Origin of the sequence: Pseudomonas sp. GM55 (assembly GCF_000282395.1) — a bacterium.
Lineage (GTDB): Bacteria > Pseudomonadota > Gammaproteobacteria > Pseudomonadales > Pseudomonadaceae > Aquipseudomonas > Aquipseudomonas fluorescens_CC.
This window is the reverse complement of record NZ_AKJJ01000047.1, coordinates 24,577-50,577: the sequence shown is the minus strand read 5'-3', so window position 1 is coordinate 50,577 and position 26,001 is coordinate 24,577. Positions and strand designations below refer to the sequence as shown.

General features: G+C 59.8%; 23 protein-coding genes. 14 read left to right on the top strand and 9 right to left on the bottom strand.

The annotated features are described in order from the left end of the window. Positions 1–36: 36 nt before the first annotated feature. Positions 37–441, bottom strand: coding sequence for an acyl-CoA thioesterase (locus PMI31_RS12100; protein ID WP_007942704.1), 405 nt, complete (start codon positions 439–441; stop codon positions 37–39). Positions 442–805: 364 nt separating this feature from the next. On the opposite strand from PMI31_RS12100, the gene PMI31_RS12095 reads away from it, so the two are divergent. The 8 genes from PMI31_RS12095 to PMI31_RS12060 all read left to right on the top strand — a co-directional run bounded on the left by PMI31_RS12095 (position 806) and on the right by PMI31_RS12060 (position 11,599). After that, entirely contained in the window at positions 806–2,104 is a 1,299-nt protein-coding gene (locus PMI31_RS12095) for an MFS transporter (protein ID WP_008018296.1), read from the top strand. Positions 2,105–2,360: 256 nt separating this feature from the next. After that, positions 2,361–3,362 (top strand): phosphate ABC transporter substrate-binding protein PstS, encoded by a 1,002-nt coding sequence (locus tag PMI31_RS12090; protein ID WP_008018295.1) that lies wholly within the window; start codon positions 2,361–2,363, stop codon positions 3,360–3,362. A gap of 164 nt (positions 3,363–3,526) precedes the next feature. Next, positions 3,527–5,809, top strand: coding sequence for an ABC transporter permease subunit (locus tag PMI31_RS12085; RefSeq protein WP_008018293.1), 2,283 nt, complete (start codon positions 3,527–3,529; stop codon positions 5,807–5,809). 15 nt (positions 5,810–5,824) lie between these two features. Continuing rightward, on the top strand, positions 5,825–7,495 hold the full coding sequence (gene pstA, locus PMI31_RS12080) for a phosphate ABC transporter permease PstA (protein WP_008018292.1): 1,671 nt from the start codon (positions 5,825–5,827) through the stop codon (positions 7,493–7,495). 168 nt (positions 7,496–7,663) lie between these two features. After that, positions 7,664–8,497: a phosphate ABC transporter ATP-binding protein PstB gene (gene pstB, locus PMI31_RS12075; RefSeq protein ID WP_008018291.1), complete on the top strand. Its 834-nt coding sequence runs from the start codon at positions 7,664–7,666 to the stop codon at positions 8,495–8,497. Positions 8,498–8,625: 128 nt separating this feature from the next. Beyond that, positions 8,626–9,387, top strand: coding sequence for a phosphate signaling complex protein PhoU (gene phoU / locus PMI31_RS12070; RefSeq protein WP_007992846.1), 762 nt, complete (start codon positions 8,626–8,628; stop codon positions 9,385–9,387). 167 nt (positions 9,388–9,554) lie between these two features. Continuing rightward, positions 9,555–10,469, top strand: a complete 915-nt coding sequence (locus PMI31_RS12065) for a response regulator (protein WP_008018290.1) — start codon at positions 9,555–9,557, stop codon at positions 10,467–10,469. A 206-nt stretch (positions 10,470–10,675) separates the two neighbouring features. Beyond that, positions 10,676–11,599 (top strand): peptidoglycan DD-metalloendopeptidase family protein, encoded by a 924-nt coding sequence (locus tag PMI31_RS12060; protein ID WP_008018289.1) that lies wholly within the window; start codon positions 10,676–10,678, stop codon positions 11,597–11,599. A 64-nt stretch (positions 11,600–11,663) separates the two neighbouring features. Here the strand turns inward: PMI31_RS12060 and PMI31_RS12055 are convergent, their stop codons facing one another. From PMI31_RS12055 to phoB, 3 genes are all read right to left on the bottom strand, one after another. Then, complete coding sequence (locus tag PMI31_RS12055) at positions 11,664–13,004, bottom strand: hemolysin family protein (RefSeq protein WP_008018288.1); 1,341 nt, start codon at positions 13,002–13,004, stop codon at positions 11,664–11,666. Between the two features lie 111 nt (positions 13,005–13,115). After that, positions 13,116–14,402: a phosphate regulon sensor histidine kinase PhoR gene (phoR, locus tag PMI31_RS12050; protein WP_238539286.1), complete on the bottom strand. Its 1,287-nt coding sequence runs from the start codon at positions 14,400–14,402 to the stop codon at positions 13,116–13,118. A gap of 80 nt (positions 14,403–14,482) precedes the next feature. Beyond that, positions 14,483–15,172 carry a phosphate regulon transcriptional regulator PhoB gene (phoB, locus tag PMI31_RS12045; protein WP_003229608.1) on the bottom strand — a complete coding sequence of 230 codons (690 nt, stop codon included), beginning with the start codon at positions 15,170–15,172 and terminating at the stop codon, positions 14,483–14,485. A gap of 153 nt (positions 15,173–15,325) precedes the next feature. On the opposite strand from phoB, the gene PMI31_RS12040 reads away from it, so the two are divergent. After that, positions 15,326–15,709, top strand: a complete 384-nt coding sequence (locus tag PMI31_RS12040; protein WP_008018286.1) for a COG4315 family predicted lipoprotein — start codon at positions 15,326–15,328, stop codon at positions 15,707–15,709. 89 nt (positions 15,710–15,798) lie between these two features. Here the strand turns inward: PMI31_RS12040 and ubiA are convergent, their stop codons facing one another. Together ubiA and PMI31_RS12030 are read right to left on the bottom strand one after the other, a co-directional pair. Next, positions 15,799–16,689, bottom strand: coding sequence for a 4-hydroxybenzoate octaprenyltransferase (gene ubiA, locus PMI31_RS12035; protein ID WP_008018285.1), 891 nt, complete (start codon positions 16,687–16,689; stop codon positions 15,799–15,801). After that, positions 16,689–17,252 carry a chorismate--pyruvate lyase family protein gene (locus PMI31_RS12030; RefSeq protein WP_008018284.1) on the bottom strand — a complete coding sequence of 188 codons (564 nt, stop codon included), beginning with the start codon at positions 17,250–17,252 and terminating at the stop codon, positions 16,689–16,691. The genes ubiA and PMI31_RS12030 overlap by 1 nt, the downstream gene beginning before the upstream one ends. 199 nt (positions 17,253–17,451) lie before the next feature. Here PMI31_RS12030 and PMI31_RS12025 point away from each other — a divergent pair, with 199 nt between their 5' ends. The 5 genes from PMI31_RS12025 (at position 17,452) to PMI31_RS12005 (ending at position 21,206) form a co-directional block, all read left to right on the top strand. After that, positions 17,452–17,622 carry a rubredoxin gene (locus tag PMI31_RS12025; RefSeq protein ID WP_007995385.1) on the top strand — a complete coding sequence of 57 codons (171 nt, stop codon included), beginning with the start codon at positions 17,452–17,454 and terminating at the stop codon, positions 17,620–17,622. Between the two features lie 18 nt (positions 17,623–17,640). After that, on the top strand, positions 17,641–18,789 hold the full coding sequence (locus PMI31_RS12020; RefSeq protein ID WP_008018283.1) for an NAD(P)/FAD-dependent oxidoreductase: 1,149 nt from the start codon (positions 17,641–17,643) through the stop codon (positions 18,787–18,789). 194 nt (positions 18,790–18,983) lie between these two features. Further along, a complete protein-coding gene (locus tag PMI31_RS12015) occupies positions 18,984–19,259 on the top strand; it encodes an HU family DNA-binding protein (protein WP_003213368.1) in 276 nt (91 codons plus the stop codon). Positions 19,260–19,910: 651 nt separating this feature from the next. Further along, complete coding sequence (locus tag PMI31_RS12010) at positions 19,911–20,354, top strand: TM2 domain-containing protein (RefSeq protein ID WP_008018282.1); 444 nt, start codon at positions 19,911–19,913, stop codon at positions 20,352–20,354. Between the two features lie 468 nt (positions 20,355–20,822). After that, positions 20,823–21,206 (top strand): hypothetical protein, encoded by a 384-nt coding sequence (locus tag PMI31_RS12005; RefSeq protein ID WP_008018281.1) that lies wholly within the window; start codon positions 20,823–20,825, stop codon positions 21,204–21,206. Between the two features lie 111 nt (positions 21,207–21,317). Here the strand turns inward: PMI31_RS12005 and PMI31_RS12000 are convergent, their stop codons facing one another. The 3 genes from PMI31_RS12000 to PMI31_RS11990 all read right to left on the bottom strand — a co-directional run bounded on the left by PMI31_RS12000 (position 21,318) and on the right by PMI31_RS11990 (position 25,814). Next, the gene (locus tag PMI31_RS12000; RefSeq protein WP_008018280.1) at positions 21,318–22,721 is read right to left on the bottom strand and encodes an aminoacyl-tRNA deacylase and HDOD domain-containing protein; all 1,404 of its coding nucleotides are present in this window, start codon (positions 22,719–22,721) and stop codon (positions 21,318–21,320) included. Positions 22,722–22,799: 78 nt separating this feature from the next. Continuing rightward, positions 22,800–24,875, bottom strand: coding sequence for an ATP-dependent DNA helicase RecG (gene recG, locus PMI31_RS11995; RefSeq protein WP_008018279.1), 2,076 nt, complete (start codon positions 24,873–24,875; stop codon positions 22,800–22,802). A 9-nt stretch (positions 24,876–24,884) separates the two neighbouring features. Continuing rightward, on the bottom strand, positions 24,885–25,814 hold the full coding sequence (locus tag PMI31_RS11990; protein ID WP_008018277.1) for a hydrogen peroxide-inducible genes activator: 930 nt from the start codon (positions 25,812–25,814) through the stop codon (positions 24,885–24,887). Positions 25,815–26,001 lie beyond the last annotated feature (187 nt).

The window sequence follows — 26,001 nt, the reverse complement described above, 5'->3', positions numbered from 1 at the left end:
TATCGACCGCAAAACGGCTACCAGGTTTAAAAGCTCTTATCGAGCCCTGGGTGGAACCGAACGGGTGCGACCGCTGCCGTCGATGGCAACGAACACAAACACCGCTTCCGTTACTTTACGCCACTCACTGGACAGTGGATCGTCGCTCCAGACCTCGACCATCATCTTGATCGAGCTGCGACCGATTTCCAGCGCCTGGGTATAGAAGGAGAGCTGCGCGCCCACCGCCACCGGAACCAGAAACGCCATGCGGTCGATCGCAACGGTGGCAACGCGGCCGCCGGCGACCTTGCTGGCCATCGCGGTGCCTGCCAAATCCATCTGCGCCACCAGCCAGCCGCCGAAAATATCGCCAAAGCCGTTGGTTTCGCGAGGGAGCGCGGTGATTTGCAGGGCCAGGTCGCCTTGCGGGATCGGATCTTCTTGTTCGAGCTCTATCATGCCGGGGGTGCCTCTGACCCGTGACTCTTCGTTGGTACTGCTGGTGGTAGCCGTCTTCGGGAAAAACGATTCACCACCGAACATACTACGTTCGTCACGTTTTCCATAAGGCGCCTAAAGGGAAACTCTGCGAAATCGCCTATGAACCTGACAGGCGTTTTCGCACAGCAACCCCTCAAAAACCGGAGCAAGGCTGCGAGTATATCGGTCGATAGACTCCACGACGACCGTCCGGTTCTCATTTTGACCGTCAAAAATGCCCCTCCATGTGCTTTTTCGAACAATTTGCTATCGTGCCGGACCTGCCCAAACCTCCGCCAGCGTTGTTGAGGTTGCAGATCCGACTATAAGAGAAGCCCTTGCCATGACCACAGCGCCCTCGAGCATCGCGCAGCCAGACCAACCCGCACGTCCGCTGACCCGCAGCGACTACAAGACTCTTTCGCTATCTGCCTTGGGCGGTGCACTGGAGTTCTACGACTTCATCATCTTCGTGTTCTTTGCCACGGTGGTGGGCAAGCTGTTCTTCCCGGCGGACATGCCCGAGTGGCTACGCCTGATGCAGACCTTCGGCATCTTCGCCGCCGGCTACCTGGCACGGCCGCTGGGCGGCATCGTGATGGCGCACTTCGGCGACCTGCTGGGCCGCAAGAAAATGTTCACCCTGAGCATTTTCATGATGGCCGTGCCGACGTTGATCATGGGCTTGTTGCCGACCTATGCGCAGATCGGCCTGTGGGCACCCATCCTGTTGCTGTTGATGCGGGTGATCCAGGGCGCCGCCATTGGCGGTGAAGTGCCGGGAGCGTGGGTCTTCGTTTCCGAACACGTTCCGCAGCGGTATGTCGGCTACGCCTGTGGCACGCTGACCAGCGGTCTGACGGCGGGCATTTTGCTCGGCTCGCTGGTCGCCACGGCGATCAACAGCCTCTATACCCCGGTGGAAGTGTCGGATTACGCCTGGCGGATCCCGTTCCTGCTTGGCGGCGTGTTCGGTCTGTTCGCGGTTTACCTGCGTCGCTGGCTGCACGAAACCCCGGTGTTCGCCGAGCTGCAACAACGCAAGGCCCTGGCCGAAGAGGTGCCGCTGCGGGCAGTGCTGCGTGACCATCGCGGTGCCATCGCCATTTCGATGCTGCTGACCTGGCTGCTGTCTGCCGCCATCGTGGTGCTGATCCTGATGACCCCGACCGTGTTGCAGACGGTCTACCACTTCTCGCCGACCACCTCCCTGCAGGCCAACAGTGTGGCGATCGTTTTCCTGAGCTTCGGCTGCATCATTGCCGGTGCGCTGGCGGATCGCTTCGGCGCCGGGCGGGTCTTCGTGTTCGGTTGTGCGGCGCTGCTGGCCAGCTCGTGGACCTTCTATCACAGCCTGGCCGATCATCCCGACTGGCTGTTCCCGATGTATGCCCTGACCGGTCTGCTGGTCGGCACCATCGGCGCGGTGCCCTACGTGATGGTCAAGGCCTTCCCGCCCGTGGTGCGCTTCAGCGGCCTGTCGTTCTCCTACAACGTGGCTTACGCCATCTTCGGCGGTCTGACGCCGATGATCGTCAGCCTGTTGCTCAAGGAAAGTGCGATGGGGCCTGCTTACTATGTGGCGGTGTTGTGTGGGGTCGGGATTCTGGTAGGGGTGTATCTCTGGAAGAAAGGGCGTTGATCGACCTTTTGTATCGACTGTACTGACGTCTTCGTCGGATCGCCGCCCGGAGCAAGCCCGCTCCTGCATGGGTTCTGTGTTCACCGCAGATCCCCTGTGGGAGCGGGCTTGCTCGCGAAGAACGATAACGCGGTATCCCTTCAAAACATCGAATAATGGCCTTTCATCCAATTGTCATATTTCAGCCATAGAGTGTTCACACGGCCTGCTGATACTTGGCCCCGACTTAACACACCCTATCTGCTAGGAGTAAGGCATGAAACTGAAGCGTTTGATGGCGGCAATGACTTTTGTCGCTGCTGGCGTTGCGACTGCCAACGCGGTTGCCGCTGTTGACCCTGCTATCCCGAGCTACACCAAGACCACTGGTGTGTCGGGCAACCTGTCCAGCGTCGGCTCCGATACCCTGGCCAACCTCATGACCCTCTGGGCTGAGAACTACAAAAAAGAATACCCGAACGTAAACATCCAGATTCAGGCCGCTGGCTCCGCCACTGCGCCACCTGCGCTGACTGAAGGCACCTCCAACCTGGGCCCGATGAGCCGCAAGATGAAGGACACCGAACTGGCTGCCTTCGAGCAGAAGTACGGCTACAAGCCGACCGCTATCCCGGTTGCCGTGGACGCCCTGGCTGTATTCGTACACAAGGACAACCCGATCCAGCACCTGACCATGGAGCAAGTTGACGCGATCTTCTCGTCCACTCGTCTGTGCGGCGCTAAAACCGAAGTCAAAACCTGGGGCGACCTGGGTGTGACCGGCGACCTGGCCAACAAGCCGGTTCAACTGTTCGGTCGTAACTCGGTATCCGGCACCTACGGCTACTTCAAGGAAGAAGCCCTGTGCAAAGGCGACTACAAGCCTAACGTGAACGAACAACCAGGTTCGGCTTCGGTCGTCCAGTCGATCAGCTCCTCGCTGAACGGCATCGGTTACTCGGGCATCGGCTACAAAACCGCTAGCGTGAAAACTGTTGCTCTGTCCAAGAAAGGCAGCACCGAGTTCGTCGAAGACACCGAAGAAAACGCCCTGAACGGCAAGTACCCGCTGTCCCGCTTCCTGTACGTTTACGTGAACAAAGCCCCGAACAAGCCTCTGGCCCCGCTGGAAGCCGAGTTCGTGAAACTGGTTCTGTCGAAACAGGGCCAGGAAGTTGTAGTGAAAGACGGTTACATCCCACTGCCGGCCAAAGTAGCTGCCAAAGCTCTGGCTGACCTGGGGCTGGCGGAAGGCGGCGCTGAAGTCGCAAAAAAGTAACAAATTGAGTCCAGAGTGAACCCCTCTGGACTCATGTGGGGGGTGGCAGGAGCCGCCCCCATACACTTCAAATCCTCAATCCACTGCTGGCTATCGCTAGCGGCGGATTTGTCGCGTCACTGTGCTGTCATCTTTCTGTCATACAGGATCGCTAGGGTGTGCGAATGAATGATCTGGCCAATTCCAACATGACTACTAATCCCCCCAAGCGAATTGATTTCAATACGCCTGAGCTACAACGCAAGCGCCGCATGCGCGCGCTCAAAGATCGCCTGACCCGCTGGTACGTCCTCGTTGGCGGCCTCGCTGTACTGGGTGCGATCACCTTGATCTTCTTCTTCCTTGCCTACGTCGTCGCGCCCCTGTTCCAGGGTGCCAGCCTGACCGCCAAGGACGCCATCACGCCTGCCTGGATGCAAGACGCCGGCAAGCCTTTGATGATCTCCCTTGAAGAGCAGAACCAGGTGGCCATGCGGGTTTCCGACAAGGGCCAGGCACTGTTTTTCGATATCGACAGTGGCGCTGAACTCAAGCGCGTCGATTTGCCGATTCCGGTCGGTACCACCGTGACCTCTATCGGAGAAGACCAGCCAGGTCACCCGCTGGTTGCCGTGGGTCTGTCCAACGGTCAGGCATTGGTGTTCCGTCACACCTATAAAGTCAGCTACCCGGAAGGCAAGAAGACCATCTCGCCAGCGGTCGAATACCCATACGGTGAAACACCAATCGCGGTGAACGAAGCGGGCGGTGCACTGGAGCACGTCAGCCTCAACGCCAACGATTCGACTCTGATGCTGGTTGGCGCCACCGGTTCGCAACTCAATGTTCTGTCGCTGACCAGCGAAGAGAACATGATGACCGGCGAAGTCACCAACGAGCAGAAACGCATCGACCTGCCGCAGATGAACGAGCCGGTGAAGAACATCTTCGTCGACCCGCGCCAGCAGTGGCTGTACGTGATCAACGGGCGTGCCCAGGCCGACGTGTTCAGCCTGCGCGACAAGAGCCTCAATGGTCGCTACAAACTGCTTGAAGACGGTGAAGCGCAAGTCACCGCCAGCACCCAGCTTGTGGGCGGTATCTCGCTGATCGTCGGTGACTCCAAAGGTGGTCTGGCCCAGTGGTTCATGGCCCGCGATCCGGATGGCGAACAGCGCCTGAAGCAGATCCGCACCTTCCAGATGGGCACCACGCCGATTGTTGAAATCACCGCCGAAGAACGCCGCAAGGGCTTCGTTGCCCTCGACGCTTCCGGCAAGCTTGGCGTGTTCCACAGCACTGCCCACCGCACCTTGCTGGTGGAGCCGGTTGCAGAGGGCCAGGGCATTTTCGGTCTGTCGCCACGGGCCAACCGCGTGATCGTGGAAGCCGGCGGCAAGTTGCAGCCGCTGCTGCTCGACAACCCGCACCCGGAAGTGTCGTGGAGCGCACTGTGGAGCAAGGTCTGGTACGAGAACTACGACGAGCCTAAATACGTTTGGCAATCGACCGCCGCCAACACCGACTTTGAACCCAAGCTGAGCCTGTCGCCGCTGACCTTCGGTACCCTGAAAGCCGCGTTCTACGCCATGCTGCTGGCCGCTCCACTGGCCGTTGCCGCTGCGATCTACACCGCGTATTTCATGGCCCCTGGCATGCGCCGCAAGGTCAAGCCGGTGATCGAGTTGATGGAAGCGATGCCGACGGTGATCCTCGGGTTCTTCGCCGGTCTGTTCCTCGCGCCTTATGTGGAAGGGCATTTGCCGGGCATCTTCAGCCTGCTGATGCTGCTGCCGATCGGCATCCTGGTTGCCGGTTTCACCTTCAGCCGCCTGCCTGAGTCGATCCGCCTGAAAGTCCCGGATGGCTGGGAAAGTGCGCTGCTGATTCCGGTGATCCTGTTTGTGGGCTGGCTCTCGCTGTACATGAGCCCGTTCATGGAGAATTGGTTCTTCGGTGGCGACATGCGCATGTGGATCTCCCACGACCTGGGCATCACCTACGACCAGCGCAACGCCCTGGTGGTCGGTCTGGCCATGGGTTTCGCGGTCATCCCGAACATCTATTCCATCGCCGAAGACGCCGTGTTCAGCGTGCCTCGCGGCCTGACCCTGGGCTCCCTGGCCCTCGGTGCCACACCGTGGCAGACCATGACCCGCGTGGTGATCCTCACCGCCAGCCCGGGCATCTTCTCGGCGCTGATGATCGGCATGGGCCGTGCGGTCGGTGAAACCATGATCGTGTTGATGGCCACCGGTAACACCCCGGTCATGGAAATGAACCTGTTCGAAGGCCTGCGCACCCTGGCCGCCAACGTCGCGGTGGAAATGCCTGAATCGGAAGTCGGCGGCAGCCACTACCGCGTGCTGTTCCTCTCGGCGCTGGTGCTGCTGTTGTTCACCTTCGTCATGAACACCCTCGCAGAACTGATCCGTCAGCGTCTGCGCAAGAAATACTCGTCGCTTTAAGAAAGGTAGAAGTCTGTGAAACAGAACTCCCTGAATGGATGGTTCAAGAGCGGCGCCCCCGGCGTCTGGATCAGCGGTGGCGCGGTGTCCATCGCGGTCATCATGACCATTGGCCTGCTGGCAGTGATTGCCGTGCGCGGCCTGGGTCACTTCTGGCCGGCGGATCTGATCCACGCCAGCTACGACGTACCGGGCCAGGGCCAGCACCTGGTCATTGGTGAAGTGGTACAGAAGGAAGAAGTACCTCGTGCCCGCTTGAAGAGCGCCGGCCTGCCGGTGCCTGACGAAGGCCCGGAGTTCATGACCCGCGAGCTGATCAAGGTCGGCAACCGTGACCTGAACGGCAACGACTTCACCTGGACCGTCGGCGAGTGGCTGACCAACCAGACGACACCGCCAGAGTTGATGGCGATCGAGCGTCGTGAGTGGGGCAACTTCTACGGTTACCTGGTCAACGTCAAACAGGATGGCAAAGTCATCGCTGAAGGCGAAGCCGCATGGCCTGAGTTACAGGCCCGTGTCGACCGTGTGAACAAGCTGGCTGCACAGCTCAAGAACCTGGAAAAAACCGACATCGGCGCGATCAACGCCGGTCTCGAGCGCATCCGCTTGCACGGTCGCAAGCTTGAGCTGGAAGGCAAACTCGACGCCACCGCACAAGCGGACATGGAATCCGAGCGCGCCGAACTCAATGCTCGCTATCAGGATGTTGAAGCGCGCCTGAGCGACCTGCACGCACAGTTCAACCGCGACAGCCTGACCGCCCGCGATGCGAACGGTAAGGAAGTTGAAATCGGCATCGGCAAAGTGGTTCACGCCTACCAGCCGAACGCCATGAGCACGACCACCAAGATCGGTTTCTACTTCAGCAAGGTCTGGGAGTTCCTGAGCGATGACCCGCGTGAAGCGAACACCGAAGGCGGGATCTTCCCGGCCATCTTCGGCACCGTGATGATGACCCTGATCATGGCGATGATCGTGACCCCGTTCGGCGTGCTGGCGGCGGTATACCTGCGTGAATACGCCAAGCAGAACACGCTGACCCGGGTGATCCGCATCGCGGTGAACAACCTGGCAGGTGTACCGGCCATCGTTTACGGCGTGTTCGGTCTGGGCTTCTTCGTCTACGTGCTGGGCGGTTCGCTCGACCGTCTGTTCTTCCCGGAAGCCTTGCCGGCGCCGACCTTCGGCACACCGGGTCTGCTCTGGGCCTCGCTGACCTTGGCGCTGCTGGCGGTGCCGGTGGTGATCGTGGCCACCGAAGAAGGTCTGGCGCGGATCCCTCGCACCGTACGTGAAGGCTCGTTGGCCCTCGGCGCGACCAAGGCGGAAACCTTGTGGAAGATCGTGCTGCCGATGGCCAGCCCGGCGATGATGACCGGCATGATCCTCGCCGTGGCCCGCGCCGCGGGTGAAGTGGCGCCACTGATGCTGGTGGGTGTGGTGAAACTGGCGCCGTCGCTGCCGGTGGACGGTAACTACCCGTACCTGCATCTGGACCAGAAGATCATGCACCTGGGCTTCCACATCTATGACGTCGGCTTCCAGAGCCCGAACGTCGAAGCCGCGCGGCCGCTGGTGTACGCCACGGCGCTGCTGCTGGTGCTGGTGATCGCCACGTTGAACCTGTCGGCCGTCTATATCCGTAACCACCTGCGCGAGAAGTACAAAGCGCTGGATAGCTAATCAACACCGAACTGTAGGAGCCGGCTTGCTGGCGAAGGCATCACCGCGGTGAACCTGCGGGACCGAGTCGCCAGTATCGCCAGCAAGCCGGCTCCTACAAAAAGAATTGCGTAACCGCAGGCTTGGCCTGCGGCCCCGAACCGAATTTGTTAGCACAGGGAGCCTCCCATGCAGCACGAAGCACATACCCACGGCATCAACATGTCGGCCTTGGGGCGCGACAAACAGAGCCTGAATCTCGAGCAGGAAACCGTGGCCATCGAAGTGCCGGGCCTGAGCCTGTTCTACGGAGAAAAACAAGCGCTGTACGACGTCAGCATGAACATCCCGAAACAGCGCGTGACCGCCTTCATCGGCCCGTCCGGCTGTGGCAAGTCGACGCTGCTGCGTACCTTCAACCGCATGAACGACCTGGTTGACGGCTGCCGTGTCGAGGGCGCGATCAACCTGTACGGCAGCAACATCTACCGCAAGGGCGAAGACGTGGCCGAGTTGCGTCGTCGCGTCGGCATGGTGTTCCAGAAGCCGAACCCGTTTCCGAAAACCATTTACGAAAACGTGGTCTACGGCCTGCGCATCCAGGGCATCAACAAGAAGCGCGTCCTCGACGAAGCCGTTGAGTGGGCGTTGAAAGGCGCGGCGCTGTGGGATGAGGTCAAGGACCGTCTGCACGAGTCGGCACTGGGCCTGTCCGGTGGTCAGCAGCAACGTCTGGTGATCGCCCGCACCATCGCCGTTGAGCCGGAAGTGCTGTTGCTCGACGAACCGTGCTCGGCACTCGACCCGATCTCCACGCTGAAAGTCGAAGAGCTGATCTACGAACTGAAATCCAAGTTCACCATCGTGATCGTGACCCACAACATGCAACAGGCGGCGCGGGTTTCTGACTACACCGCGTTCATGTACATGGGCAAACTGGTGGAATTCGGCGACACCGATACCCTGTTCACCAACCCGGCGAAGAAGCAGACCGAAGACTACATCACGGGGCGCTATGGCTAGTTGAGGCAGCTACAAGCCGCAAGCTTCAAGCGGCAAGTTAGAAGCTATGCGGTTTTGAGTTCACCACAACACAGCTTGCAGCTTGTAGCTTGCAGCTCTTGGTTAAACGCTTTTGCGGAGCGAACACAATGATTTCTAAGGAAGGCCTTACACATCACATCTCCCAGCAGTTCAACGCCGAACTGGAGGAAGTGCGCAGCCACCTCCTGGCCATGGGCGGGCTGGTCGAGAAGCAGGTCAACGACGCGGTGACCGCGCTGATCGAGGCCGACTCCGGCCTGGCCCAGCAGGTGCGCGAGATCGATGACCAGATCAACCAGATGGAACGCAACATCGACGAGGAATGCCTGCGCATTCTGGCCCGTCGCCAGCCAGCGGCATCCGACCTGCGCCTGATCATCAGCATTTCCAAATCGGTGATCGACCTGGAGCGCATCGGTGACGAAGCGACCAAGATCGCCCGTCGCGCTATCCAGCTGTGCGAAGAAGGCGAAGCGCCGCGCGGTTACGTCGAAGTGCGCCACATCGGTGACCAGGTGCGCAACATGGTCCGCGACGCACTGGACGCCTTTGCCCGTTTCGACGCCGAACTGGCCTTGTCGGTGGCGCAGTACGACAAGATCATCGACCGCGAATACAAGACCGCCCTGCGTGAGCTGGCGACCTACATGATGGAAGATCCGCGTTCTATCTCGCGGGTTCTGAGCATTATCTGGGTGCTGCGTTCGCTGGAGCGTATCGGCGACCACGCGCGCAATATCTCGGAGCTGGTGATCTACCTGGTACGCGGCACCGACGTGCGGCACCTGGGCCTCAAGCGCATGAAGGAAGAAGTTGAAGGAACCAGTGGCGAAACCGCTAATGTTCCGGGCAAAACTGACGATAAGTAAGGTTGCCCAAGTAAAGCGCCCGGCCTGTTGGCCGGGCGTTTTTGTTTGCGGCACACGAATTCGAAAAGCAGCACCCGCGAACGAAAAGTCCGGCGTGCCTGAAGGTTTTTGGCAAAGTGCCATCAGTAAAGCGGTATGCTGACCGGGATTTTTTAAAGGGGTGGTGGATGAGTAAGGTCAGTGTGTTGGTCGTGGACGACGCATCGTTCATTCGTGACCTGGTGAAAAAGTGCCTGCGCAATTATTTCCCAGGCATGCGTATCGAAGACGCGATCAATGGCAGAAAGGCCCAAGCCATGCTGGCCAAAGAAGCATTCGACCTGGTCCTGTGCGACTGGGAAATGCCGGAAATGTCTGGCCTGGAACTGCTGACCTGGTGCCGCGAGCAAGACAACCTCAAAGGCATGCCCTTCGTGATGGTGACCAGCCGTGGCGACAAGGAGAACGTCGTCCAGGCGATCCAGGCCGGGGTATCCGGTTACGTCAGCAAGCCGTTCACCAACGAGCAACTGATCACCAAGGTCAAGCAAGCGTTGCACAAGGTCGGCAAACTCGATGCCTTGATAAACGTAGCTGCGACGAAAACCAGCCCTGCGTTCGCTAACGACTCCCTCGCCGCCTTGACCGGTGGCAAGGCACCGGTTGCCACGCCAACAGCCGCACCGGCACCTGCACCTGCACCGCCCAAAGGCTTGCTCAACAATCCGCCGGTCAAGGCGCCTGCGGTCTCTTCGGCACTGACCAGCGGCCGTGGCCAGGGTCAACTGCGTTTGCCGAACGGCATCGCGCAATGCGTGATCAAGGCCTTGAGCCTCAAGGAGGCGCTGTTGGTGGTCAAGCGCACCGAGAGCCTGCCGCAGATCCTCGACAGCGCGGTGCTGGACCTGGAGCAGGGCGACAATGCCGAAATCGCCCGCCTCAACGGCTATCTGCACGCCGTCGTGGCCCACGAACCGAAGCCCGACAGCGACTGGCTCCAACTGACCTTCCGCTTTGTCGATCAGGATGCGCAGAAGCTCGATTACATCTCCCGCCTGATTGCGCGTGGTACGGCGCAGAAGCACTTTATTCCTGGCGCTTGAGACGCGTCGCCTGACAGTCCGCCATCGCGAGCAAGCTCGCTTCCACAGGTCCGGCGTGAATCCTGTGGGAGCGGGCTTGCCCGCGATAGGGCCATCAGGTCTACCGCACATCTGCTGAACACCTTTTCTGAAACATCTGTCGACTACTCGGGTCCATTGCAGCTGCTAGGCTCAATCCCAAATCCCCCTCGACAGAATCCTTGCCCATGTTCACGCGCCTGCTGTTTTTATGTGGCCTGTTCATGGTCGCCACCTCGGCCGTGGCTATGACCATCTACAAGTCCAAAGACGCCTATGGCGTGGTTTCCTACAGCGACCGCCCCAGCAAAGGTGCCCACGTGTTCGTTTTTCGCGATGGCATGGTCGAGCACCTCGAGCGTCAGGTGCGCCTCATCATCATGAAGAAGAACGGCGTGCACAGCGTGTACGTGCGCAATGACCTGTATGCGCCGGTAGAGGTCGAATTGAGTTTTGCCGGGGTGAAGAATGCCAACGGTGTGCCGGGCGGGACGATTCGGCGGGTGATACCGCTACGCAGCAGCGTTCGCCTGGCGCAGCTCACGGCGACTACTAAAGGTGGAAAGCCCCTCGCGTACATCCCGAAGTTCAAATACTCCCTGGGCGACCCATCAGGGCCCACAGTGGGCTATCGGTATCCGTTGCCCTGGCGTGGTGGGCCGTTCCGGATCAGTCAGGGGGCCAATGGGCCCTACAGCCACTTTGGGCCCAAGAGTCGTTACGCCATAGACATTGCGATGCCCGAAGGCACGCCGATCATTGCCGCTCGAGACGGCGTGGTGGTGAAAACCGAAAATCGCCAGAGCGGCCGCGGCACCGATGCATCCGGCAATTTCGTGCGGGTGCTGCACGATGACGGGACCATGGGTGTTTACCTGCACCTGAAGAAAGGTTCGGTCTGCGTTCGGGAAGGTCAGCGGGTAAAGGTAGGCAGTGCATTGGCATTGTCCGGCAACACCGGCAACAGCACCGGACCGCATTTGCACTTCGTGGTGCAGCGCAATACCGGGCTGGGGCTGGTGTCGATTCCGTACCAGTTCAACCAGCCGGTCAGCGCGCTGCCCAACTTTGCGTTGGGCAGTAGGAGCCGGCTTGCTGGCGATGAACGATAACGCGGTATAACCGACACCGCAGCGCTCCTGATTGCCAGCAAACCGGCTCCTGCAAGGTCATGGCTCAGTCGAGCATCAACACCTTGGCCAGAACAATCTTCGGCCCTTTCATCTTCTTGATGATGATCCTCAGGCCTTCGACTTCCAGTACTTCTTCCTCTTCCGGAACTCGCTTCAGGCTCTCATAGACCAGCCCGGCAAGGGTTTCGGCTTCGACGTGGTCAAGGTCGATGCCCAGCAGCCTTTCGACCTTGAACAGCGGCGTATCGCCCCGCACCAGCAGCTTGCCCGGCTGATACGCGAGGATCCCGCGCTCGGCTTTGCGGTGTTCGTCCTGGATGTCGCCCACCAGCACTTCCAGCACGTCTTCCATGGTCAGGTAGCCGATGATGTTGCCGTCGGCCTCTTCGACCACGGCGAAGTGCGAGCCGCCCTTGCGGAACTGCTCAAGCAGCTGCGACAGCGGCATGTGCCGCGACACGCGTTCCAGCGGGCGAGTCAGTTCGGCCAGGTTGAACGATTCGGGAATGTGGTCCAGCGCCGCCAGTTCCAGCAGCAGATCCTTGATGTGCAGCAGGCCGACGAACTCCTGGCGTTCGCTGTCGTACACCGGATAGCGGCTGAATTTGTGGCGACGGAACAACGCCAGGATTTCCTTGAGCGGTGCGTTGAACTCAAGGGTGACCAGGTCTTCCCGTGAGTTGGCCCAGTCGACCACTTCCAGTTCGCCCATTTCCACCGCCGAGGCCAGTACGCGCATGCCTTGGTCGCTCGGGTCCTGGCCACGGCTGGAGTGCAGAATCAGTTTCAGTTCTTCACGGCTGTAATGGTGCTCGTGGTGCGGGCCGGGTTCACCTTGCCCGGCGATGCGCAGGATCTGGTTGGCGCTGGCGTTGAGCAGGTAGATGGCCGGGTACATGGCCCAATAGAACAGGTACAGCGGCACGGCGGTCCACAGCGACAGCAACTCGGGTTTGCGGATCGCCCAGGATTTCGGGGCCAGCTCGCCGACCACGATGTGCAGGTACGAAATGATGAAGAACGCCGTGAAGAACGAAACCGCCTTGACCACTTCAGCGGAATCTACGCCCACGGCACTCAGTACAGGCGCCAGCAGGTGCGCGAACGCCGGTTCACCGACCCAGCCCAGGCCGAGAGAGGCGAGGGTGATACCCAATTGGCACGCCGACAGGTAAGCATCGAGCTGACTGTGCACGGTGCGCAGGATGTGCCCGCGCCAGCCGTGCTGTTCGGCGATGGCTTCGACCCGGGTCGAGCGCAGTTTGACCATGGCAAATTCTGCCGCAACGAAGAATCCGTTGAGCAAAACCAGGATCAGAGCAAAAAGAATCATGCCGAAGTCGGCGAAAATTGTAGCGAGGGTCAAACCAGGGGAAGGGTCCATGATGGAGTTTTGCGGGTTCCGTGTATTCGAAAGGGAAGTAGAAATCGCGCCTGAAAAGGCAGGCACAAGTCAGCCAATGTAGCGGCTGACTGAGTGATTGCCTAGGGGGTATCAGTCGGCGGTACTGATAACCCGTGATTGGGTGACCTGGGCCGGGGCAAAGTGGCAGGTAAAAGTACTGCCGTGGCCGGGTACGCTGCTGATTTCCATTCGGGCCCGATGTCGTAACAAAACGTGTTTGACGATCGCCAGCCCGAGGCCGGTGCCCCCGGTGTTGGAGTTGCGGCTGGAGTCGACGCGATAGAAGCGTTCAGTCAGGCGCGGCAGGTGTTTGGCATCGATGCCGATCCCGGAATCCTGCACGCTCAGGTGCGCGCCTTGGTCATCGCCCCACCAGCGAATGCGGATGTTGCCTTCGGCCGGGGTGTATTTCACCGCGTTGAACACCAGGTTGGAAAACGCGCTGCGTAACTCCGCCTCGCTGCCCTTGAGCAGAATCGTCGGATCGGCCTCCAGGGTGATTTTCTGGTTTTTCTGACCGGACAACTGCTGCGCGTCGCTCTTGATCGACTGCAGCAGGCCGTCGATCGGCACCGGCTGGTTGTCCGACGGGTAATCGGTGGCTTCCAGCTTGGCCAGCAGCAACAGGTCGTTGAGCAAGGTCTGCATGCGTCCGCCTTGTTGCTGCATCTGCTGCAAGGCACGGCCCCAGCGCGGGTTTACCTCGTCGACGTTATCGAGCAAGGTTTCCAGGTAACCGCAGATCACCGTCAATGGTGTGCGCAGTTCATGGGAAACGTTGGCGATGAAGTCTTTGCGCATCTGTTCCAGCTGATGGATGCGTGTCACATCGCGCACCAGCATCAAGTGCTCATTGTTGCCGTAGCGGGTGATGTACAGCTGGATGCGCACACGGTCGTTGGTTGGCGAAGGGATTTCCAACGGCTCGGTGTAACTCTCTTGCTCGAAATATTCCTTGAAGCGCGGATGACGCACCAGGTTGGTCACCGGTTGGCCGCTGTCCTGTGGCGTCTTGAGGCCCAACAGGGTTTCGGCGGCGCGGTTCCACCACTCCAGGTTGCCGTCGGTGTCGAGCATGATCACCGCGTCTTTCAGCGCGGCGGTGGATTCCTGAACCCGGTCGATAACCGCTTGCAGGCGTCCGCGTACCCGTTGGTCGCGGCGTTGCAGGTGGTAGATGCTGTCGAACACCTCGCCCCACAGGCCGTAGCCGTCGGGTGGTGCTTCATCGGGTTTGTGCAGGCGCAGCCACTCGTGCAATCGCAGTAACTGCTTGAGGGTCCAGGCCAGGTAAAGACCCAGGCCTGCGGCAAGGCTCCAGCCGTAATAGCCGGTGATCAGGCCGATCACCAGGCAGGCGGTGACCAGCAGCAGCATGTGGCGAATCAGGGTGCCATGCCAGTTTTGGTTCACTTGACGCGCGTCCTTGTCAGCTTGTCGGGCGGTAAAGGTCCGGGTCAGGCTTTGGTAGAAAAGCGGTAACCGGTGCCGCGCACGGTTTGTACCAGATTTTCATAAGCGTCGCCGAGGGCTTTGCGCAAGCGTCGAATGTGCACGTCGACGGTACGCTCTTCGACATAGACGTTGCCGCCCCAGACCTGATCCAGCAACTGGCCACGCGTGTAGGCACGTTCCTGGTGGGTCATAAAGAATTGCAGCAGACGGTATTCGGTCGGGCCCATCTCGGCAGGGCGGCCGTCGATGGTCACGCGGTGGCTGATCGGGTCCAGCAGCAGGCCGCCGACTTCGATCGGCGCTTCGCCATCGGTCGGACCGGCACGGCGCAGCACGGCTTTCAGGCGCGCTACCAGCTCACGGGGGGAAAACGGTTTGGTGATGTAGTCGTCAGCGCCGACTTCCAGGCCCTGGATCTTGTTGTCCTCTTCGCCCTTGGCGGTGAGCATGATGATCGGGATATCCCCGGTCAGTTCATCACGCTTGAGACGACGGGCCAGCTCGATACCGGACGTGCCGGGCAGCATCCAGTCGAGCAGGATCAGGTCCGGTTTGCGGTCGACGATAATGGCGTGGGCCTGCTGGGAGTTTTCAGCCTCCAGGCAGTCATAGCCGGCCATTTCCAACGCAACGGCGATCATTTCGCGAATAGGCGCTTCGTCGTCGACGATCAGAATGCTCCTGCCAACCATGCCCTTAATCCTCTTGTCATTTAACTGTCTTGCGCCGCATTAGATAACGGAATTATTGCAGTCGTGTGACAGTATTTTAGTCGGCCGGTGATTGTCGCGAACCTGAACTAAGCTCTAAGTTCGAATCCTGACAACCACAAAAGGAAGGTTTCCATGAAACACATTGCTCAAACCTGGAAGGCTCTGCTGGTCACGGCAGCGCTAACGCTGCCGACACTGGCCTTCGCCGACGAGCCGGCGATGATGAAAGACGGGATGATGGTCGATCACAAGGGCATGACAGTGTACACATACGACAAGGACTCAGGCGGTAAGTCGATGTGCAACGGCGAGTGCGCTGAATATTGGCCGCCAATGATGGCGCCGGCGGGCGCCAAGCCCGAAGGCAAGTGGAGCACGATCAAGCGTGACGACGGTAAGATGCAGTGGGCCTATGACGGCAAGCCGCTTTACACGTTCATGAAGGACAAAAAACCCGGTGACATGGCAGGCGACAATATGAAGAACGTCTGGCACGTCATGCACGAGCATAAATAAGCGATTGGCCTGCGCCGTAAACAGTTCGCAGCCTGCGGTCGCTCCATCCCCTGTTTGGAGCTGGCGCAGGCTGTGATCTTTGCCTGCGGTCAATGCAGCGCGTAATCCAGCACGATCCCGACGAAAATCGCCAACCCCGCCCAGTGGTTGTGCAAGAACGCCTTGAAGCAGCGCATGCGGTCCCTGTCGCGGGTGTACCAGAACTCCCAGGCAAAACAGCCGGCGGCCACCAGCAAGCCAAGGTGAAACCACATCCCCAACTCGAATTTCGACGCCGCCAGCAACAGGCAACCCAGTGCCAACCCTTGCAAGGTCAGGATGATCACCCTGTCGGCCTCGCCAAACAGGATTGCCGTGGATTTCACGCCGATTTTCAGGTCGTCATCGCGGTCAGTCATCGCGTAATACGTGTCGTAGCCCACGGTCCACATCAGGTTGGCGATCCACAGCAGCCACGCGACAGCCGGCAATTCACCGGTTTCTGCGGTGAACGCCATCGGCATCCCCCACGAAAATGCGGCACCCAGCACCACTTGCGGGTAATAGGTGTAGCGCTTCATGAAGGGATAACTGAATGCCAGCGCCAAACCGCCCAATGACAGCCAGACCGTCGCGGCATTGGTGCACAGCACCAGCAGGAAACTCACGCCCATCAGCAGTGCGAAGAACACCAGCGCCTCTTTGGAGCTGATCTTGCCGCTGACCAGTGGCCGTTGCTCGGTACGCTTCACATGGCCATCGACCTTGCGGTCCGCCCAGTCGTTGATCACGCAGCCGCCGGCGCGGGTCAGCACCACGCCAAGGACGAAGATCACGATATTGGCCAGGGACGGTGAGCCCTTGCCGGCAATCCACAGCGCCCACAGCGTCGGCCACAGCAGCAGGTAAATGCCGATCGGCTTGTCCATGCGGGTCAGCTGAATGAAGTCCCAGGCCCGAGGGTTCAAGCGGTTCAATGACTTGAGCAGGCTTTGGTACATCAGCGGCTCTCCGGTTGGGCACGGGCGGCCTTCCACAGGGTCGGCAGGAAAATTTCGGCCACCAGAACGCTCAAGGCGCCGCGATCGAAGCGTGAACGGCGGCCCCACAGCTCAGGCGACTGCGCCTCGGCGGGCAGCCACGCTTGCGGATAATGGCAAACCTCGATGGCCCGGCGCTGGAAGGCATGATCGCAAAACAGCAATTCGCCCAGCGAGCGGCTACCCAGCTCGTCCATGTGCAAACCGTCGCCTTGCAATGCACTGCGTGACGCTACGCTGCGCGCAAACACCCACGCCTCGCCATGACCGCGCAAATACACTTCACGCACCCAGCCCTCACTGCCTTCGGCCAGGTCCAGCGCCGCGCATTCGTCGGCGCGCAAAGGCTGCCAGCCTTCGAACATTGGCGAGACGCTGAAGGCATCATTCGACAGATGAATCAGACGTCTGGTCAGCGAGCCTTCGTCGAACAGCCAGTCGAGGGTAGAAGCATCGGGGAGGGGCGCCAGTTCACTGCGGGAGAGCCAGAGCGGAGCTGGAGAGGGGGATTCTGTGTGATGCACAATGAGTCATTATTGGCAGCAAATGAGGCGGCGAGCTTAACATGTCAGCCGCCGATATCGATTGAAATGGCCTGCCGTTGCGCCGAACAGGCTTGCATCCGACGGCCCCGATCAGTACAAAACGCGCTGAGTTGGACGGCCGTGCTGCAACCATCGACCGTCCGGCCGGCAAAACGCCTGAACCCTGAGGAAGTACTTGATGAAAAAGTGGCAATGTATTGTCTGCGGCCTGATCTACAACGAAGCCGACGGTTGGCCGGATGACGGCATTGCGCCGGGCACCCGTTGGGAAGACGTCCCGGCAGACTGGCTGTGCCCGGACTGTGGTGTGGGCAAGATGGATTTTGAAATGATCGAAATCGCTGCCTGAATAATTGAGGAGTAAGGAATGAACGCACCTGTCGTAATCATTGGCACCGGCCTGGCTGGCTACAACGTGGCCCGCGAGTTTCGCAAACTCGATAGCGAAACCCCGCTGCTGCTGATTACCGCCGATGACGGGCGCTCCTACTCCAAGCCGATGCTCTCCACCGGTTTCGGCAAAAACAAGGATGCCGACGGCCTGAGCATGGCCGAACCTGGCACCATGGCCGAGCAACTCAAGGCCGAAATACGCACCCACACGCGCATCAGCGGCATCGACCCGGGCCACAAACGCCTGTGGATCGGTGAAGAAGCGGTGATCTACCGCGACCTGATCCTGGCCTGGGGCGCCGAAACCGTGCGCGTACCCATTGAAGGCGACGCGGCGGATTGCGTATTCCCGATCAACGACCTGGAAGATTACGCACGCTTCCGTGCAGCGGCCGCTGGCAAGCGCCGTGTGCTGCTGCTCGGCGCCGGCCTGATCGGCTGCGAGTTCGCCAACGACCTGACCCTGGGCGGCTACGAAGTGCAACTGGTTGCACCGTGCGAACAAGTCATGCCGACCCTGCTGCACCCGGCGGCCGCCGCTGCGGTGCAGGCTGGCCTCGAAAGCCTCGGCGCGCGTTTCCACCTCGGGCCGGTGCTCAACCGCCTGCAACGCGTGGCAGATGGTCTGGAAGCGCACCTCTCCGATGGCCAAGTGATCCCGTGCGACGTGGTGGTCTCGGCCATTGGCCTGCGCCCGCGCGTCGACCTGGCGGCAGCGGCCGGTTTGCAGGTCAACCGCGGCGTCATGGTCGACCGGCACCTGAAGACCTCCCACGCCAACATCTACGCCCTGGGCGACTGCGCCGAGGTCGATGGGTTGAACCTGCTGTACGTCATGCCCCTGATGAGCTGTGCGCGAGCGCTGGCGCAAACCCTGGCCGGCAACCCGACCGCCGTCACCTATGGCCCGATGCCGATCACCGTCAAAACCCCGGTGTGCCCGTTGGTGGTGTCCCCGCCACCACGGGGCGCAGAAGGCATCTGGACAGTCGAAGGGCAGGGCGCCGACATCAAGGTTTTATGCCGCGATGCTGCGGGCAAACTGCTCGGTTATGCCCTCACCGGTGCCGCCGTGATGGAAAAACTGGCCCTGAACAAAGAGCTTCCGGCCCTGCTGGCATAAATACTGGACGTTCTGTCGGAATCACCCCCCTTTTGCCCTAACAAAGGCCGCGCCGATACTGGCGCGGGGCCTCACTGCGTGCCATCCTCACTCCCGTCTGCCGCAGAGTAGAGCACCTGCGGCGCTTTTGGCGCTGCTCCGCAGAGGGCAGCACGGACATAACAACAACAAACCGTCAAAGGGGCTTCACTCATATGCGTAAACCAGAACTAGCTGCAGCCATTGCTGAAAAAGCAGACCTCACCAAAGAACAAGCCAACCGCGTTCTCAACGCCGTTCTTGAAGAAATCACTGGTGCCCTGCACCGCAAAGACAGCGTGACGCTCGTGGGCTTCGGCACCTTCCTGCAACGCCATCGCGGTGCCCGCACCGGCAAAAACCCGCAAACCGGTGAACCCGTCAAAATCAAGGCCAGCAACACCGTTGCTTTCAAGCCTGGGAAATCGTTGAAAGATAGCGTTAATCCGTAATCCTTTTCCCCCAACCCGCGTAGCGGGGAGCGGAATAAAAAATGGGCACGCCAACCAGGGTTGGGTGCCCATTTTTTGTGGGTGGCGAATCAGCCGGGTCCGCTTTGTTGCTTGGCGAGAATCGCCGCCCTCGAAAAACACTCAACTACGAAACGCCCGCTGAACGATTCAGTCAATCTGTTGCGTCGACCGGTTGAATCCACAGCCAAAAGCAGTCGCTCAATGCGTGAGCGAGAACCTTCTGGCTCAACAAAAAATGGCATTACTATGAATGCCAACATGAGGGCGCTGATCTTGTGTGTTCTCGCATGAGCTCTGGGGAGGTGGCGGAGAACATCTCCCCAATGCCGGCATTTATCCTCGCTCAAAAAAAATCTAGGTGCTATTGAAATGCCATCATCGGCATGATTCAATCATTTTTTTGAACTAAAGGTCATGCAGCTGCGGGCTCATTAATCATTTTTATAATACTAGGCCGTACCGCTAAATCGCGGCGCTAGCGCTTTGGCAGATGCGTTTAGTGGCTTTCATTTGACGTGTATACCGTAGTGCATTCCATGTCCGATTCAAGCTAGTGGCATGCTCAAGTTCAATTGAGATTCGCTTCAAAAAAACACTGAACGCGGTGTGAAATTTCAAAGGGAGTGGTAAATGAAAGGTAAGGTTCTCGAGTTTGATTCAACGAGCCGTAGTGGTGTCATCTCAGGTGATGATGGTAACCGTTACACATTTTCCGTCGCGCAGTGGAAAAGCACAATTCTACCTAAAGCGGGTAGCCGTGTGGACTTCTCCGCTAATAACGGAGCGGCTGAGGCGATCTATCTGGAGAGTGTGTCGCTGACCGGAAACTCTAAAAAGATACCCGCTTTGTTGCTCGCATTCTTTCTCGGCGCATTTGGAGCCCACAAGTTCTATCTGGGCTACACCAAGCAGGCAATGATCATGCTGCTGGTCTTCCTGTTTGGATGGATTTTGCTCGGCATTCCTTCCTTCATTATCGGGATCATCGCATTTGTTGAATTTATTATTTATCTGACTAAGTCCGAAGAGGACTTTGAGCAAACTTATGTTGTCGGAAAAAAAGGCTGGTTCTAATCCGTGAGATAACACTTGCATGAAAATGCTAGTTCATGGAACAAACTCAGTTCGCATAATGAACACCCGCCTTGGCGGGTGTTTTTTTTCAGGTTTTTTGCCACTTTATCTACAAAGAAAGGCCTTTTATTTTCGGGATATTTCCTGTTTGTTTTTCAAAGCCAAAGCTACCTTTTTCGGAAAGCAGTAAAGGGCAAAAAAATCACCAGAACTAGCGCATGCAACAACGGGTAGCGTGATCTGAATCACCTTGGTTTTCGTAGACTGATTTGAACGCCAGCAATGGGTCGATTGATGCCGGTAGAAGCATCCTGCCGGGAGCGACTACATCACTCTACTTGTTCCGTGACTTGGTAGTCATCAGCGCCAAAAATCACATCATCTCCCTCTAACGATACGCAACAGTGGCGTTCTCGTTCGAAGCAGTTACACTGCCCCGGCCGTTCATTTTTCTTCTGAGGCTTACGCATGAAATTTCGTTTTCTGCTGTGGATGCTGGGTTTGTTGATGGGTAAGGCCAGCCGGACCAATCCGGCGTTTCAGCAGCAGTTGGGTGACAAGGACCTGGTGTTTCAGTTGCAGACCCTGGACGGGAAAGTGGCGCGGCATTTCCGTGTGAAGGACCAGCGTATTACCAGCCAATCGGGTGTGCATGCCGAGCCTGCGTTTGCGATTGCCTTTAAAGACGCCGCGTACGGCTTTGCCACGATGCAGGCGAAGAACAAGCAACTGGCGTTCATGACCGGGATTCAGGACAAGTCGATTCAGATCAAGGGCAACCCGGCGCTGGTGATCTGGTTCCAGGGGCTGACCAAGTATTTGAAGCCGAAGAAGGCCAAACCCAAGGCTTGAGGTTTTTCAGTTAGACCGAGGTGTATTCATCGCGGGCAAGCCCGCTCCCACAGGGATCGCTTAAATTCTGTGGGAGCGGGCTTGCCCCGGGCGGCGTTCCGACGATGCTTTTCAGCCTTGAGTGAACTGCGAAGCCAGTTCACGCAGCAGCACTTCTGCCTCAAGCACTTTGCTGACGACGTCTTCGGCCTTGGCACGGCTCAGGCCCAAGCGTTCGAGCAGGGCGTCCGGGATGTCCTCGTCGGGACCTGAGCCGATGCCACGGCTGCGCAGCAGGCGCACCGACAGGCAGACCAGGTTCGGGTATTCGGCGTAGGCGCCGTCGTAGGCCGGGTCGTGCTGGAAGCGCAGGGCGGTGGCCAGCTCTTCGGGCATGTCCCAGTAGCGCATCAGCCATGAGCCGATCTGTTCGCGGCTGATGCCCAGCAGGTGTTGTTCCACAAAGCTGTGGCACAGGTGCGGGTTGACCTCCAGGTGGCGGCAGATCAGCGAGAAGTGCGGCGGGAACACGTGTGCCAGCAGCAGGTAGCCGAAGTTGTGCAGCAGGCCGGCCAGGTAGGTCAGGCCGGCTTCCGGGCGCTGGGCGCGCGGCATAGCGCGGGTCAGGCCTTCGATGACGGCGGCGGTGTAGATCGATTGCTGCCAGTACGGCGTGGAGTGTTGCGGATGGTCCTTGGGCAGACTCAGGGTTTTACCCAGGGCCAGGCCCAGCGCCAGGTTGATCACCAGGTCGAAGCCCAGAACGCGCACGATGGCGTCTTCCACCGAACGGATCTTGCCCGGTGAAGCGTAGTACGGCGATCCCGCCCAGCTCACCACTTGTGCGGCCAGCGCCGGGTCGGTTTCGACCACGCCGGTGATGTCGTCGATGGTGGCGTTGGGGTCGACGCGCAGTTTGATGATTTTTTGTGCGGTTTCGGCCAACGGCGGAATCTCGATGGTCGCTTCCAGACGTTGCTGGATGCGCCGCGCGGTGAACGCCTGGACGGCCTGGGTGATTTCCTCGCGGTCGTCATCGGGGCGGTCGAGGTTGGGGCGAATGCTGGTCAGGTTTTCGCCGAAGTTGGCGGCGCTGGCCTTGGTCAGCATGGTCGTCTTGAAGTCTTCGCTGGAGATTTCCAGCAGCACGCCCGGCTCACCAGAGTTGATCAGCAACTTCGGCTCGCGCAGCAGGCTTTCGTCATACAGGCATGGTGAACTGGTCAGCGCCGGCAGACCCGGCAGCAAGCTGAGGTTGTGCTTGCCGAGCATTTTTGTCAGGCGTTCGGTGGGTACGGCGGTGAGGCGGCGACCGGTGAGTTCGGTCAGGCGATTGAGGTCCAGCAATTGGCTTTGCGCAAACAGCACCATCAACGCGCCGACACTGTCATCCAGCAGAACGGCCTGCACTTTGCGCGCGGCATTGAGGCCGTGATGATCCAGCACTTCTTCGTAGGCAATGCCCAGCTTGCCCAGCATCAGCCGAATAACCGACGGAGCGTGCGGGGTGTCGGGTGCGAAGGCAACTTCGGTCATGGTCTGTATCCGTACTAAAACAATTGCAGGAGTATAACCAGCTTGATTGGGGCCACGCCTCAGAATCCGTGACGGTTGTCACACTTGGCCGTATTGTTGGCCATGACGCAGCCATCGATCGAGTAGCGGGCTGACGTGGGTCGGCCAGCGCTCGAGCAATGCCTGGGCGGCATCCCGCACGGCGGGCAGCAAATCGGCGTCGCGCATCAGGTCGGCGACCTTGAATTGAAGCAGGCCGGTTTGCCGTGTGCCGAGCATTTCACCGGGGCCGCGCAGTTCGAGATCTTTTTCGGCGATGACAAAGCCGTCGTTTGTTTCGCGCATGATGCCCAGCCGTTGACGGCCGATCTGCGACAGCGGTGGATGGTAGAGCAGCACGCAATGGCTGACGGCGCTGCCCCGGCCAACGCGGCCGCGTAACTGGTGCAGTTGTGCCAGGCCCAGGCGCTCGGGGTTCTCGATGATCATCAGGCTGGCGTTGGGCACGTCGACGCCCACTTCGATCACCGTGGTCGCGACCAGCAGTTGCAGGTTGCCGGCCTTGAATTCGGCCATCACTGCGGCTTTTTCCGCAGGCTTCATACGGCCGTGGATCAGCCCGACCTTCAACTCGCCGAGGGCGGCGGTGAGGTCCTCGAAGGTGGTTTCGGCGGCCTGGCAGGTCAACTCTTCCGACTCTTCGATCAGGGTGCAAACCCAATAGGCCTGACGCCCTTCGGCGCAAGCGCTGCGTACCCGCTCGATGACTTCGACTCGCCGGGTGTCGGTGATCAGCACGGTGTTTACCGGTGTTCGGCCGGGGGGCAATTCGTCGAGGATCGAGGTGTCGAGATCGGCGTAGGCGCTCATGGCCAGCGTGCGCGGAATCGGCGTGGCGGTCATGATCAGCTGGTGCGGGCACATGCGCCCGCCAACACCCTTCTGTCGCAAGGCCAGACGCTGCTGCACCCCGAAGCGGTGCTGTTCGTCGATGATCACCAGCGCCAGGTTCTGGAATTGCACTTCATCCTGGAACAGCGCGTGAGTACCAACCACCATCGGCGTGCCGTTGGCGATTTGCTCCAGCGCGGCCGTACGGTTCTTGCCCTTGAGCTTGCCGGCGAGCCACGCGACTTCGATGCCCAGCGGTTCGAGCCAGCGCTTGAAGGTGATGAAGTGCTGTTCGGCGAGAATCTCGGTGGGCGCCATCAGGGCCACCTGATGACCGGCCTCCAGCGCTTGCAGCGCGGCGAGGGCGGCGACCACGGTTTTACCGGCGCCGACGTCACCCTGGATCAGCCGCAGCATCGGTTCGTGCTGGCTGAGGTCGTAAGCGATTTCGTTGCCGACCCGTTGCTGGGCACCGGTCGGGTTGAAGCCGAGGTTGGCCAGGTATTTGGCTGGCAGCTTGGTTGCCTTGGGCATTGCTGGTGCACGCAGGGCACGCATGCTTTCACGCAGGCGCTGTTGCGACAGTTGATGGGTCAGCAGTTCTTCGAAGGCCAGGCGGTGCTGTGCCCAGTGGTGACCGAGGGCCAGTTCATCGACGTCGGCATCGGCGGGCGGGTTGTGCAGGTAGCGAATCGCATCGGCCAGCGGCGCCAGTTGGTAGTCCCGGGCCAGTTCGTTCGGCAGCCAGTCGGGCAGGCTGCTGGGGCCGAGCAGGGTGAGGGTCTGCATGCACAACTGGCGCAAGCGCTGTTGGGTCAGGCCTTCGGTGAGCGGGTACACCGGGGTCAGGGTTTCATCCACGGGCGGCGGCTCGTCGCCGGTGATGGCGCGGTATTCCGGGTGGTAGATCTCCAGCCCCGAAGCACCGGGCCGCGCCTCGCCGTAACAGCGAACCCGCGTGCCGCGCTTGAGGCCTTCTTTCTGCGCGTTACTGAAATGGTAGAAGCGCAGGCTCAAGCCCCCGGTACCATCCTGCAACCGAACCACGAGGCTGCGCCGCCGCCCCATGACCACATCAGCACCGCTGACAGTGCCTTCAATGACGGCGTCCTGACCGGGTCGCAACGCGCCGATCGGGACCACGCGGGTGCGATCCTGATAGCGCAGGGGCAGGTGAAACAATACGTCCTGGAGGTTTTCCAGGCCGACCTTGGCCAGTTTCTCGGCCATGGCTTCACCGACACCCTTGAGTGCCGTCACCGACACTTGCGACAACTCGCTCATGACCGTTGCTTAGCCTACAGCGACTTGCGCCGCTGGCTTGGCCACCGAGCACAGGCGAATGGAGTCGGCGAGGATTTCAATCGCTTTCGGGCGCGGGAAGCTGGCGCGCCAGGCAATGGCCACGGTGCGGAACGGTACGGGCGCCGACAACGGACGCACTTCGATCACGCCGGGGGCGTAGTGATGGCTGTCTACCGCGGACAACGGCAGGATCGAAATGCCCAGGCCGGACGCGACCATGTGGCGAATGGTTTCCAGGGAGCTGGATTCCACCGTGGTGTGCTTGGCGCCGTCGTTGCCTTTGGTCAGGGTCGGGCAGGCTTCCAGCACCTGGTCGCGGAAGCAGTGACCTTCACCGAGCAGCAGCAGGCTCTTGTCGTTGAGCAGGCTGGCGTCGATGGATTCTTTTTGCGTCCACGGGTGCTGGGCCGGCATCAGCACGTAGAACGGCTCGTCGTAGAGTTGCAGGGTCAGCACGTCGGCTTCGCTGAACGGCAGGGCGATGATGATCGCGTCGAGTTCGCCGTTGCGCAGTTTGTCGCGCAGCACGTGGGTGAAGTTTTCTTCGATGTACAGCGGCATCTGCGGGGCTACCCGGTGCAGTTGCGGAATCAGGTGCGGGAACAGGTATGGCCCGACGGTATAGATCGCGCCGACTTTCAGCGGGGCGGTCAGCTGGTTCTTGCCAGCCTGGGCCAGTTCGCGGATGCCCTGGGCCTGTTCCAGTACCTTTTGAGCCTGGGCCACGATGCCTTCGCCGACCGGCGTCAGGCGCACGGCGCTTTTGCTGCGCTCGAAAATCAGCACACCGAGTTCGTCTTCAAGCTTTTTCACGCCCACCGAAAGGGTCGGCTGACTGACGTGGCAACGCTCGGCCGCGTGGCCGAAGTGCTGCTCTTGGGCGAGGGTAACGATGTAGCGTAATTCTGTGAGGGTCATAGCAAGCGTCCATGAAGTTGCGGGCCAAGCATACCGGCTGCAATCGATAGACGCACGTTATCAGACTGAGAGTGTCGCGTGACACCGGGTAATACCGGTTTGCCGCTGGCAGATAAGCGAAAGGCACCTTTCGGTGCCTTTTGCGCAGATGGCTCAATCATTGTAGGACCTGGCTTGCCAGCGATAG